Genomic DNA, 12,783 nt, shown 5'->3' with positions numbered 1-12,783 from the left:
TAGAAATCATGGAAAAGATCGAATTACACCCGCAAATCTTTCTGATTGAGGATTTTCTTACCGATAAAGAATGTGAAACCTATATCAGAATGTCCGACGAAAGGTCTTTTGAAGAGGCAAAAATCAATATGAATGGGCAGCAGCTTATGAATAAAGGGATTCGAAACAATGACAGGTTAATGATCTTTGACAAAGAAATAGCAGAGTCCTTGTTTACGAGAGCCCTTAAATTTCTTCCTCAGAATCACGGTGTTTATATGATCAAGGATTTTAATGAAATGTTCAGGGTTTATAAATATTCTTCCGGGCAAAGATTTAAAATGCACAGAGACGGAAGCTATATCAGAAACGAAAATGAGAAAAGTTTCTACACCTTTTTAATGTATTTGAATGATGATTTTGAAGGTGGTGAAACTGAATTTGAAAACCTGTTTACCGTGACTCCTAAGAAAGGGACAGCGTTGGTTTTTCATCACCCTTTACGACATGAGGGAAACACACTGATCACTGGAGAAAAATATGTGCTTCGTACAGATGTCATGTACATTAATGAAAAATAGCACATACAATTTATGTAAACTCGTGTCTGTTTTAATTAGCGTAAAAACGACACAAATATTAATTTTTAAAACTTAAAGCTATGTTTGGTTTCAGACACATCAAATTCGATTCAATGACTTACGTTCTTCATTTTAAAAATGGGAAAACCGTAAGAGAAGGTAGAGGCTTATCATTCTTCTATTTTGCTCCAAACAGTTCTATCGTAGCGATTCCGATGGGAAGTAACGACCTGCCGTTTATTTTTAATGAAGATACATTTGATTATCAAACTGTAAAAATCCAGGGGCAGATCAGTTATAAGATCATTGATCCTAAAACTTTGTCGAATACATTAGATTTTACTGTCAACGAATCTGGGGTCTATAAGAAAAATGATGTCGAAAAGCTTAACCAGCGGATCATTAACCTGGCTCAGACTTCCACATCTTCATTTATTCATGAAATGAATTTAAAGGATGCCATTCGTTCTGCCAAAAAGATTGAAGAACATATTTTAGAAGGACTTAAAACTTCTGAAACAATCCAGACCATGGGAATTGAAATTTTAGGAGCAAGTATCCTGGCGGTTCAAACCACACCGGAAATGGCGAGAGCATTGGAAACAGAGACCAGGGAAAAACTACAACAACAGGCAGATGAAGCGATTTATGAAAGAAGAAATTTTGCTGTAGAACAGGAAAGAAAGATTAAAGAATCTGAGCTGAATACGGAAATTGCTGTTGAAGAAAAGCAAAAACAGATCGAAGAAAAAAGGATGGAAACTGAAATTCAGCAGGAAGAAAATAACAAGATCCTAAGAGAAATGAAGATCGCTGCTGATATCTCAGTTGAAAATCAAAGGAAACAACTGATCGAACAAAAAACCGAAAACGACAGAAAAGAAGCAGAAACTCAAGGCTATGTATTGGAGACTTCTTTAAAACCATATAAAGAAATGGACTGGAGAGTGCTAAGTGCATTAAGTGGAAACCAGGATGCAAGATCAAATATTGCCCTTGCCTTCAGGGAATTGGCTGAAAATGCAGGAAAAATAGGAAATCTCAATATAAGTCCGGATCTATTGGAAGGCCTTCTAAGAGAGCACTAATTGAAGGGGAAGTAATTGGGTAAAATAACCAATCGAAGCAGTCATTAATACATTGTACATTTTACAATTAAAATAAAGCCATGAAACCAGAATATGCCATCATCATTAAGAATAAAACGAGATTGGAATCTTTGATTGAAAGATTCAATACCAAAGCCCAGGCTCAGTTTTATATTGAACGTTCAGGAGGAAACTTCCAGGAATATGTTAATGAGCATGAAAAGTTCTATCAGTCATTTCTGGAAGTTCAGACCAAGCTTTCCACAGTGATCAAAAATAAGGTGGTGGAAAGAGAATTTGTATCCTCCTACATTTTTTCTGAAAAAAATGTTATTGTAGTGGTAGGACAGGATGGTTTGGTAGCTAATGTGGCAAAATATTCAAAGAACATTCCTATTGTAGCGATCAATCCGGATCAGGAAAGATACGATGGAATACTGCTTCCTTTTAATACAAAAAATTTCCTGAATGGCATTCGATCTGTAATAAACGAAAGTTTTAGTTCAAAGAAAATGAAGTTTGCAGAAGCTGTATTGAATGATGGACAAAAGCTCCTCGCAGTGAACGATCTTTTCATTGGTGTTTCTTCTCACAGCTCAGCAAGGTATAAGCTGCTGGTGAATGGAAAAGAAGAGATGCATTCTTCCAGTGGTATTATTGTTTCTACGAAGACAGGAAGTACCGGATGGCTCAGTTCAATTTTCAATATGGCCTATGGGATTTTAGGATCAAAAGACTTGGAATATCCTGATCTCAATGAGGATGATCTATACTTTGCAGTGAGAGAGCCATTTAAAAGTAAAGCAACGCAGACGGAGATTTACAGTGGTTGTATAAAAAGAGGAAATAAGCTTATCATAGAATCATTAATGCCAAATAATGGTTTTATATTTAGTGATGGAATTGAACAGGATTTCCTGCAGTTCAATAGCGGGGCAACAGTAGAAATTAGGCTGTCTGATGAAGAGGCGGTTTTAGTAATAAAATAATGAAATGATGATTCAATATTTAAAAGGAGATGCAACAGATCCGCAAAAAGAAGGAAATAAAATCATTGCACATATTTGCAATGATATAGGAGGATGGGGAAAAGGTTTTGTATTGGCTATTTCCAAAAAATGGAAGACACCAGAAAAGGAATATAGAAATTGGTTTAAATCAGATATCAATTTCAATCTTGGAGAGATTCAATTGATTAATGTTGAATCAGAAATATGGATTGCTAATATGATTGGACAACATAAAGTAAATACAAACTCTCAAGGTATCCCTCCTATTAGATATAAAGCAGTAGAAGAGTGTTTGAAAAGAATTACTTCTGAAGCTTTGAAATTAAATGCAAGTATTCATATGCCTAGAATTGGTTGTGGTTTAGCAGGAGGTAAATGGGAAGAAATTGAACCGATTATTCAGGAAACATTGGTTAAGAACGGTGTTGAAGTATATGTTTATGATTTTGAATAAAAATCAATCAGATAAAATTAGAAGCAATGAAAAAAAATAATACTTTACAGACCAGTAGGAGAAAAGGAAATGATATTAATCATTGAAAGTGATTATAAAAATTTTCCTCCAAGATTAGAATGGCAACCCATTTTCTATCCAGTGCTTGACAAAGATTATGCTTCAGAAATTGCCGAAAAGTGGAATACAAGAGATCAGTCTGGAAATTATCTTGGATTCGTAACACAATTTGAAGTTAAAGAAGATGAAGTAAGTAAATATCCCGCAGAGAATGTTGGGGCAAAAAATCATAATGAACTATGGGTGCCAGCTGAAAAATTAAGTGAATTTAATCAAGCTATTATTGGAAAGATTAATGTTATAAAAGTATTTGTGGGAGATGATTTTAAGCAATCTGAGAATACGGAAATAGAAGGCTTGATATCAGAATTAAGAATAAAAAGGAATGACAAATAAAGGGATGGCTAAAGATACATTAGAGATCTTGGCCAAGAAATATTATATAAGTCCTGAAAGGGAAAAAGTAGATTTAAATTTTAAGATTGAAAGTTGTAAAAAAGGAACTGTTTTATTTAGCTCCGAAGAACTTTCAACATTAGCCGAAGACCTAGAAAATAAGAATAATTTTAAAACTCAAATTGAAGTTTGGAACTGTAGCTCATTAAAAGCCATTTTACAATTGGCTCAAGAAGAAAATCAAGGACGTCTAATGTGCTTAAATTTTGCCTCTGCTAAAAATCCAGGTGGTGGATTTATAAGTGGAGCAGAAGCTCAAGAAGAAAGTCTGGCAAGAACTTCAGCTCTTTATGTTAGTCAACTTGAAGCAGAAAATTTTTATAAAACACATCGTGGAATGAAGTCGTGCTTTTATACGGATAGTATGATTTATAGCCCAAATATTCCAGTTTTTAGAAAAGATAAAGGGGAATTGTTAGAGCAACCAGTTCTGTGTAATTTCATCACTTCTGCGGCAGTAAATGCTGGAGTAGTCAAAAGACAAGAACCAGAAAAGGCAAATCAAATTCTACCTGCAATGGATGTAAGAATGGATAAAATGTTTGCTTTAGCTTTAAATAAAGGGAATGAAACTCTAATTTTAGGAGCTTGGGGTTGTGGTGTTTTTAGGAATGATCCAAAAGATATAGCAGGGTTATTTAGGAAGCATTTGCAAGAGAAATATAAGAATAAGTTTAAAAGAATTGTTTTTGCTGTACTAACTAAAAACGAAGAAGTGATGAAACTATTTGAAGAAATCAAATGAAACTCAAATTAAAAAAATATAAAGAACAATTAAAGGAGTGGCCTCAGAAAGGATATTACATCATGGCGCAATATGATGAAGAAGAAATTGTAGTTTATCAATCTTATCGAAAAGAGATCGGCAAATTTGCCGTTAGAAATCAATATTTTGGAGGGGAATTCAGTTTAGAAAGAATGACGTGGATTAAACCTAATTTTCTTTGGATGATGTACCGAAACGGATGGGGATCGAAAGAGGGACAAGAATGTGTTTTGGCAATTCATCTCAAAATGGAAGCATTTAAAAGATATCTGGAAAATGCAGTTTATTCTTCATATGATAAAAGTCTGGAAGTATCCGAAGAAGAATGGAAAAATCAAATTAGCGAATCCTCTGTACGTTTACAATGGGATCCTGATCATGACCCGTTTGGAAATAAAATAGAAAGACGGGCGATACAAATCGGATTAAGAAATAACTTTATTCATTCATTTGCTAAAGAGGATATTCTTCTGATCGAAGATATTTCTGATTTTGTGAAGGAGCAACATCAATTTGTTTTAAATAATGATTTGGAAAACTTAATCATTCCTAATGAAAAGTCTCTGATATTTGAAGATTATAATCTGAATAAAAAACTGAAACTTGATGCAAGCAATTATTGAATTAGTAAAAGGAGATATCACAAAAATACATGCTGATGTGATTGTGAATGCAGCTAATTCTTCCTTACTTGGAGGAGGTGGTGTAGATGGTGCAATTCATCGTGCAGGTGGAAAACAGATATTGGATGAATGTATTGAGATCAGAAATAGGCAGGGGAAATGTAATACAGGGGAAGCCGTTGTAACTTCTGCTGGAAATCTTGATGCAACATACGTTATTCATACAGTCGGTCCTGTGTGGAATAATGATGAAGAAAAAGGATCAAGACTTTTAGCCAGTTGTTATAGAAACTCTTTAAAACTTGCAGAGAATCTCGGTGTGAAAAGCATAGCTTTTCCAAATATCAGTACAGGAATTTATCATTTCCCTAAGGAATTAGCTGCAAAAATTGCTGTTCAGGAAGTTCAGAATTTCCAGACTCAAAATATTGAGAAAATCATTTTTGTTTGTTTTGATGAGGAAAATGAAGCAATTTACAGGACACTATTAAACGAAAAACAATGAAAAAACTAACCATATTAAGCGGCGCAGGAATTAGTGCGGAAAGTGGAATAAAAACATTCAGAGACGGAGATGGTCTCTGGGAAAATCATAATGTAACAGATGTGGCAAGTCCTGAAGGCTGGAGAAAAGACAGAGCTCTGGTACTAGAGTTTTACAATCAAAGGCGTCGCCAGCTTCATGAAGTTCATCCTAATGAAGCTCACCATTTATTAGCTGAGCTTGAAAAGTATTTTGATGTACAAATCATTACTCAAAATATAGATGATTTGCATGAGAGAGCAGGTTCCACTAATATTTTACATATTCATGGGGAATTGTTTAAGTCCTGTTCCTGTAATGACAAAAGTCTTATCTATGAACAAAAGGATGATATTAACCTTGGTGATAAAGCGGGAGATGGAGCTCAATTAAGACCATTTATTGTTTGGTTTGGAGAAGATGTCCCATTGTATAGTGTAGCAAGAGAAAAGGTAAAAGACGCGGATATATTAATTGTTATCGGGACTTCTTTGCAGGTATATCCCGCAGCAGGTCTGATTCATGAAATTAAAGATGACTGTCTTTTGATCGTTATTAATCCTAATGAAACAGAATTCGGATATGGGAAAAGAGCAGTGGTAATGAAAGAAAACGCAACAAAAGGGATGAAATTATTGTTTGATAAGCTGGTAAATATGGCGTAATGAAAGATTCAGTAAAAGGAGGAATTTTTGGAGTTTGCATTGGAGATGCTTTAGGAGTTCCTGTGGAATTTAAGAAAAGGGAAGATTTAATGAAATCTCCTGTTGTTGGATATTTAGAATATATGTCTTGGAATCAACCCAGAGGTACTTGGAGTGATGATAGTTCATTAACATTATGTCTCGCAGAAGAACTTTCGAATGGTTATGATTTAGAAAGAATAGCTCAAAGTTTTGTCAAGTGGAATAAGTATGGACATTGGACTGCTCATGGAAGACTTTTTGACATTGGAGGAACCACAAGGCACGCAATTGCCAGATTAATCAAGGGAGAAAGTGCTAAATTCTCAGGGAATATTTTTGAAGAAGATAATGGCAATGGCTCATTGATGAGAATTCTTCCTTTAGCTTTTTATCTTAAAGATGAAGAAGATGAAAAAATATTATATCAAGTAATAAAAGAGGTCTCAGCAATTACTCATGGGCACTTTCGTTCTGTCTTTTCGTGTTTTATTTATGTAACCTTTGCTATTCAATTAATAAAAGGGAAAAATAAAAAGGAAGCATATCAAATTATGCAAAAAACGATTTTAGAGTATGTGGAAACTCGCGGGTTTAATTCAAAAGAAGTTGAACTTTTTGAGAGAATTTTAAAGAATAATATTTCAAATTATGCTGAAGATGAAATTAAAAGTAGTGGATATGTTCTTCACAGCTTGGAAGCATCTTTTTGGTGTTTTATGAACTCGGAGAGCTATTCTGAAGCGGTATTGAAAGCTGTCAATTTGGGAGAAGACACCGATACCACTGCTGCTATAACCGGTGGTATTGCAGGAATTTATTATGGTTTTGAAAATATTCCGGAAAAATGGATTTCAGAACTGGTAAGAAAAAACGATATTGAAAATCTCTGTATCAAATTAGAAAGTAAATTAGTAAAATAAAAAATCATGAACGAAATAGAAAATAAAAGGATCAGCAAATTTTTGAGCTTGATTCTCAGACACCAACCGGAGACCATCCATCTGGAATTGGATGAAAATGGTTGGGCAGATGTGGAAGAACTGATCACAAAATCTGCTAACAAAAGGATGTATTTTACATCAGAAGAATTAAATGAAATCGTTGAGACAAACAATAAAAAAAGATTTGCCTTTAATGAAGATAAAACGAAGATAAGGGCAAACCAGGGACATTCCATTGATATCGATCTGGCATTAACTCCTCAGCAGCCACCCCAATTCCTTTATCATGGAACGGCGGAAGCCAATATTGGATCTATTACAGAAAAGGGAATTGAGAAAAGAAGCAGACAACACGTTCATTTGAGTGCAGATAAAGATACTGCTACAAAAGTAGGAATGCGTCATGGAAAACCTGTAATTTTAACAATCCGGACAGGCAAAATGTTTGAGGAGGGAATTCAGTTTTATCTCTCCAATAACGGAGTATGGCTGACGGATTTTGTTGATGCAAAATATATTTCAAAGTAAAAATGAAAAGAAAGTTAGTAATAGGAGATATTCATGGAGGCTTTAAAGCCTTGACACAGATCATAGAACGCTCAAAAGTAACAGCTGATGATCAGTTGATTTTTCTTGGAGATTATGTAGACGGATGGAGTGAATCCTCTCAGATCATTACCTTTTTAATAGAACTTTCTAAAAAACAAGACTGCATTTTTATCAAGGGAAACCATGATGCCTGGTGTGAAGACTGGCTTTCCGGAGGAGATACTCCTAACGTATGGCTTTTTAACGGAGGACAAAAAACGATTGAAAGTTATGAAGGATATTCTCCGGATGAACAGGAAAAACATTTAGAATTTTTTCAGCGGATGAAAAACTATTATGTAGATGATGAAAACAGGTTATTCATTCACGCGGGATATTCTTCTATGCATGGTCCTGAAAAAGAAGTCTACTCCAGTAATTACAGATGGGATAGGACGCTTTGGGAAACTGCTGTTTCAATGGATAAAAAGCTGAAAAAAAGTTCAGAGTTATATCCTAAAAGATTACTTCTATATAAAGAAATTTTCATCGGTCATACCCCTACAATTGATCTGGGAAGTAATGAACCGTTAAATAACGCAAATATCTGGAATCTGGATACCGGTGCCGCTTATACGGGAGCTTTATCCATCATGGATGTTGATACCAAAGAATTCTGGCAGAGTGATCCGCTTCCTGCCTTATATCCTGATGAAATGGGTAGAAATAGTGATCGTTAGTCCCTAAAAACACAGATATTTTTTAGAAGCAAAGGTTTTATCATCACGTATAAATAACATTCTTTTATACTAAACATGTATTTGAAATTAACGAAAAACACCCAATTCCCCCGGTAACACCAAAGAATAAATTCAGTAAATTTAGGAACTGAAATTTTACTCCATGAAACTTATACCTTTTCTATTATTTCTAAGTTCTTCTTTATTTTTTTCACAACAGTTGTATCAGACTCCTTTTGAAAAAGGAAATGGCAACCAGACCACGACCTATGATGAAATGAATAGCTATTATCAGGATCTTGCCTCAAAATTTCCGAGTATTCAATACCTGAAGAAAGGAGAAGATGATAATGGAAAACCCATCTATGTAGTTATCTATAACCCATTTTCTGAAAAAAATATTGAAAAACTGAGAAAAGATAAAGCAGTGCTCTTTGTGAATAACGGAATCCACCCAGGTGAGCCGGATGGAATTGATGCCACGATGATGCTGATGCGAGATTTGGCAACAAAAAAGATTAAAGCGCCGCAGAATTTCATAGTTGCCGCTATTTCTGCTTATAATGTCAGCGGAATGCTTAACAGAGGTTCTTATTCCAGAGCCAATCAAAATGGTCCGGAGCAGTACGGGTTTAGGGGAAATGCCAGAAACTATGACCTTAACAGGGACTTTATCAAGTCAGATTCTAAAAATGCCAGAAGCTTTCAGGAAATTTACCAATGGTTACAACCAGATGTTTTTATCGATAATCACGTAAGTAATGGAGCTGATTATCAGTATACCTTTACCTATATATCAACCTTTAAAGAACGTTTAGGAAATGTTTTAGGGAATTATTTTTATAATGATTACCAGGCAAAAAACCTTGAAGATTTGAAAAAGCTGGGTTATGAAAGCACGCCTTACGTTAATATTCATGGAGATGTTCCTGAAATTGGATTTGCTGCTTTTGAAGACTCTCCCCGGTATTCTACAGGCTATACCTCTTTATTTAATTCATTAGGAACAGTTCCGGAAACCCATATGCTGAAGCCTTACGATAAGCGGGTAGATGCAACTTATAAATATATGCTTGTCAACCTTCAGAATCTGGATAAAGATTATAAAAGAATTAAAGATTACCGTATCGAAAACTTAAAACAATATCAGGCAGGAAAAGAATATGGAATTCGATGGAAGATAGATTCTACAAAGTTTTCTACGATGGATTTTAAAGGGTATGAAGGAAAGTATAAACCAAGTGAAATTTCAGGGAAACCAAGATTATATTATGACAGAAACAGTCCTTTTACAAAAAAGATAAAACTTTTTACAACGGCGGTACCCACAGGATATATTACAATTCCTAAATACTATGTGATCCCACAATCTCAATACAGGGTTATTGAAGAATTGAAGAGAAATAAAATTGCAATGAGATCTATTCAGAAAGATAGTACGATAACGGTAGAGTCTTATAAGATCAGTGATTTCAAAACGGTTAAGAATCCATATGAAGGACATTATCTTCATTATGAAACGACCGTAGATAAATCAAACAAAAAAATTACTTTTTCTTCAGGAGATTATATCGTTTCAACCCAACAGCCCGGGGTTAAGTATATTATAGAAACTTTGGAACCGGAGGCTTTGGATTCTTTCTTTAACTGGAATTTTTTTGATGGTATTTTAGCACAAAAAGAATATTTCTCAGCGTATATATTTGAAGATACTGCTGCGGAATTGTTGAAGAAGGATATGGGGCTGAGAAAGGAACTTGACAATAAAAAATTATCGGATAAAAAATTTGCAGAGGATGGAGCAGCACAGCTGGACTGGGTTTACAGGCATTCTCCTTATTTTGAAGAAAAGACCTTCAGGCAATACCCTGTTTACAGGATCTTATAAAAACAAAGGCGTTTCATCTGAAACGCCTTTGTTTATTTTGGTAATCCTCTTTTTAAAGCATAATTAGCTCTTTCAACCGCTTTTTTCTCTTTCCAATCCATATATCTTTTCTTGAAACGACCTTTCATGAAGTTATCAAAATTCCTTTGAACAGTAAGATTCCACAGTGAATTTGCTTTTACAGCCCAGGATTTATCCCAGGCTCTTAATGAAATTGAGAAACTTCCATCAAGGTATTTCATCCAATGCCACCATCCGGTAGGCATAAATAGAGTGTCACCATGTTCAAGAAAGCATTCAATCCCTTCTACACCATCTAATGCCGGAAAGTTTTTGAAATCAGGGTTTTCAATATCATAATCTTCCAGAGCATAGGTTGCGTATGGTAATTTATACAATCTGTCTTTCCATTTATAATCAAAAAGAAGGACATGTTTTCTTCCATTGAAATGAGTATGGAAGATATGAGCTAAATCAATATCAAAATGCAGGAAAGTAACAGAGCCTTTACCTCCGAAAAACATAGAGGGATATTTATCAAGAAATCCTCCCATAAGTTCTTTGGGAGAAATATAATCTTCTAATAGTTTGTTTGCCCGTTTAATAGGATCGAAAAAGAAGATCCTCAGATCGGTAGGCTCTCTTTGGATAAGATCTATATAGTCTCCAAACTTCATTTCCGTTGTTGGTGCATTAATCGGAGCAGCCGGATCAGCTTTGGCACTGTCATATAAAGGAACAATAACATCTCCTACTACTTCTTTTACATATTCCATCGTCCATTTTTGATAGGCGGGCCATTTTCTTGCCATATTCTTAATGACAACCGGCTTTCTGGGTCTTAGATATTTTTCAAAGAATTCTTCTTTAGTAATGTCGTCTACAATATCTATAGGTTTTAGAATTACTCCCATTATTATAAATTTTATGTTACAAAATTATTAAATAAATAAATATGATGCCGGGTTTAAGTTTTTTTTAATCTATGATTCTAATCAATGTTTTCGATGTTCAGGCATAATGGAAGCAGATTTATCTAATACTATAGCTGAACAATAATAGAAGGAATATATCAAAAATAAGTGAAACGGGAAATAGAGAAAGTGGAACAATGATATCATTTATTGTCCAGCGTTAATAAGAATTTACAAGCTCTTGGAAATTTTACCGGGAATCAAAGATTAAGATGAAATTTAGCAAAAAAAAAACGTATAGTTGTTTGGAACCATACGTTTAGTGTTTTTTTAATATTTTTATTTGGGAAGCCCTCTTTTTAATGCACTTTCAGCTATTTTAACAGCTCTTTTTTCTTTCCAGTCCATATATCTTTTCTTGAAATTGACTTTCATAATATCGTCAAATTTACGTTGAACGGTAAGATTCCAGATAGAATGGGCTTTCACCGCCCATGATTTGTCCCAGGCTCTCAAAGAAAGAGAGAAACTTCCATCGAGGTATTTCATCCAATGCCACCATCCTGTAGGCATAAATAAAGTGTCTCCATGTTCGAGAAAGCATTCAATTCCTTCAATACCATTTAAGGCAGGGAACTTTTCAAAATCAGGATTTTCAATATCATAATCTTCCAGAGCATACGTAGTATAAGGAATTTTATACAGCCTCTCTTTCCATTTATTTTCAAACAAAATGACATGCTTTCTCCCATTGAAATGGGTATGGAAAATATGCGGAAGATCTATATCATAGTGCAGGAAAGTAACAGAACCTTTTCCCCCAAAAAACATAGAAGGATATTTATCAAGAAAGCCACCCATGAGATCTTTTGGAGAAATATAATCCTCTAATAATCTATTCGCATATTTAATAGGGTCAAAAAAGAAAATCCTCAGGTCAGTTGGTTCTCTTTGAATAAGATCTATATAATCTCCAAATTTCATTTTGGTAGTAGGAGTATTGATGGGAGCTGAAGGATCAGCCTTTGAACTGTCATATAAGGGAACTTCTACATCTCCTACTGTTTCCTTTATATAATCCATCGTCCATTTTTGGTAGGCAGGCCATTTTTTTGCCATATTTTTAATAACGACAGGCCTTCTCGGCTTTAGGTATTTTTCAAAAAATTCTTCTTTTGTGATGTCGTCTACAATATCAATTGGCTTTAAAGTGACTCCCATTTTTATAAAATTTATGTTACAAAATTATGAATTGCATATTTACAATAAAAAATTTAAGATTTTATTAATCTATTATATTTATAGCACTTTTATTTAGTCAAAATAAAAAAATACTAATCAACAGGTTGATGGAAAAAAGAAAATAATTTAGCAATACATAGGAAGAAAAAGGATAAGATAAAAATGATGATTAAAAAGAGAGAAAATTTTTGAAAAAAAATATCACTAAAAACATAGTGAAACACAAGGGTTTAACTTATTCGGCTGAAATGCATCTCTATAGAGGTGTAACAAAAAACATACAACACAAACTAATTAAGCAAAT

The 12,783-nt window shown here is 34.2% G+C and carries 15 protein-coding genes; 13 read left to right on the top strand and 2 right to left on the bottom strand.

The genetic code is table 11. The features are described from left to right. Positions 1–8: 8 nt before the first annotated feature. The 13 genes from CEY12_RS14390 to CEY12_RS14330 all read left to right on the top strand — a co-directional run bounded on the left by CEY12_RS14390 (position 9) and on the right by CEY12_RS14330 (position 10,323). Positions 9–560, top strand: a complete 552-nt coding sequence (locus tag CEY12_RS14390) for a 2OG-Fe(II) oxygenase (RefSeq protein WP_089028339.1) — start codon at positions 9–11, stop codon at positions 558–560. Positions 561–673: 113 nt separating this feature from the next. Beyond that, positions 674–1,648, top strand: a complete 975-nt coding sequence (locus CEY12_RS14385) for an SPFH domain-containing protein (protein WP_228409702.1) — start codon at positions 674–676, stop codon at positions 1,646–1,648. A gap of 80 nt (positions 1,649–1,728) precedes the next feature. Further along, positions 1,729–2,637 carry an NAD(+)/NADH kinase gene (locus CEY12_RS14380; protein ID WP_089028337.1) on the top strand — a complete coding sequence of 303 codons (909 nt, stop codon included), beginning with the start codon at positions 1,729–1,731 and terminating at the stop codon, positions 2,635–2,637. 7 nt (positions 2,638–2,644) lie between these two features. After that, positions 2,645–3,112, top strand: coding sequence for a macro domain-containing protein (locus CEY12_RS14375; RefSeq protein WP_089029889.1), 468 nt, complete (start codon positions 2,645–2,647; stop codon positions 3,110–3,112). A 69-nt stretch (positions 3,113–3,181) separates the two neighbouring features. Beyond that, positions 3,182–3,568, top strand: a complete 387-nt coding sequence (locus tag CEY12_RS14370) for an ADP-ribosylation/crystallin J1 (RefSeq protein ID WP_089028336.1) — start codon at positions 3,182–3,184, stop codon at positions 3,566–3,568. Continuing rightward, positions 3,558–4,373 carry a TIGR02452 family protein gene (locus tag CEY12_RS14365; protein WP_089028335.1) on the top strand — a complete coding sequence of 272 codons (816 nt, stop codon included), beginning with the start codon at positions 3,558–3,560 and terminating at the stop codon, positions 4,371–4,373. The genes CEY12_RS14370 and CEY12_RS14365 overlap by 11 nt, the downstream gene beginning before the upstream one ends. Beyond that, positions 4,370–5,017, top strand: coding sequence for a DUF4291 domain-containing protein (locus tag CEY12_RS14360; protein ID WP_089028334.1), 648 nt, complete (start codon positions 4,370–4,372; stop codon positions 5,015–5,017). The genes CEY12_RS14365 and CEY12_RS14360 overlap by 4 nt, the downstream gene beginning before the upstream one ends. Further along, complete coding sequence (locus CEY12_RS14355) at positions 5,001–5,522, top strand: O-acetyl-ADP-ribose deacetylase (protein WP_089028333.1); 522 nt, start codon at positions 5,001–5,003, stop codon at positions 5,520–5,522. Before CEY12_RS14360 ends, CEY12_RS14355 begins: the two co-directional genes overlap by 17 nt. Next, the gene (locus CEY12_RS14350; RefSeq protein WP_089028332.1) at positions 5,519–6,205 is read left to right on the top strand and encodes an SIR2 family NAD-dependent protein deacylase; all 687 of its coding nucleotides are present in this window, start codon (positions 5,519–5,521) and stop codon (positions 6,203–6,205) included. The genes CEY12_RS14355 and CEY12_RS14350 overlap by 4 nt, the downstream gene beginning before the upstream one ends. Next, complete coding sequence (locus CEY12_RS14345; protein WP_089028331.1) at positions 6,205–7,146, top strand: ADP-ribosylglycohydrolase family protein; 942 nt, start codon at positions 6,205–6,207, stop codon at positions 7,144–7,146. Before CEY12_RS14350 ends, CEY12_RS14345 begins: the two co-directional genes overlap by 1 nt. Before the next feature lie 6 nt (positions 7,147–7,152). After that, complete coding sequence (locus CEY12_RS14340; protein WP_089028330.1) at positions 7,153–7,695, top strand: RNA 2'-phosphotransferase; 543 nt, start codon at positions 7,153–7,155, stop codon at positions 7,693–7,695. Positions 7,696–7,697: 2 nt separating this feature from the next. Next, the gene (locus tag CEY12_RS14335) at positions 7,698–8,435 is read left to right on the top strand and encodes a metallophosphoesterase family protein (RefSeq protein ID WP_089028329.1); all 738 of its coding nucleotides are present in this window, start codon (positions 7,698–7,700) and stop codon (positions 8,433–8,435) included. Between the two features lie 163 nt (positions 8,436–8,598). After that, positions 8,599–10,323 (top strand): hypothetical protein, encoded by a 1,725-nt coding sequence (locus CEY12_RS14330; protein ID WP_089028328.1) that lies wholly within the window; start codon positions 8,599–8,601, stop codon positions 10,321–10,323. Positions 10,324–10,355: 32 nt separating this feature from the next. Here CEY12_RS14330 and CEY12_RS14325 read toward each other — a convergent pair whose 3' ends face one another. Continuing rightward, positions 10,356–11,237 (bottom strand): cupin-like domain-containing protein, encoded by an 882-nt coding sequence (locus tag CEY12_RS14325; RefSeq protein WP_089028327.1) that lies wholly within the window; start codon positions 11,235–11,237, stop codon positions 10,356–10,358. 339 nt (positions 11,238–11,576) lie between these two features. Then, positions 11,577–12,458: a cupin-like domain-containing protein gene (locus CEY12_RS14320; RefSeq protein WP_089028326.1), complete on the bottom strand. Its 882-nt coding sequence runs from the start codon at positions 12,456–12,458 to the stop codon at positions 11,577–11,579. Between the last annotated feature and the right edge of the window lie 325 nt (positions 12,459–12,783).

Source organism: Chryseobacterium sp. T16E-39 (assembly GCF_002216065.1).
In the GTDB taxonomy this organism is placed as follows: domain Bacteria; phylum Bacteroidota; class Bacteroidia; order Flavobacteriales; family Weeksellaceae; genus Chryseobacterium.
This window is presented reverse-complemented; position numbering and strand designations above follow the sequence as displayed.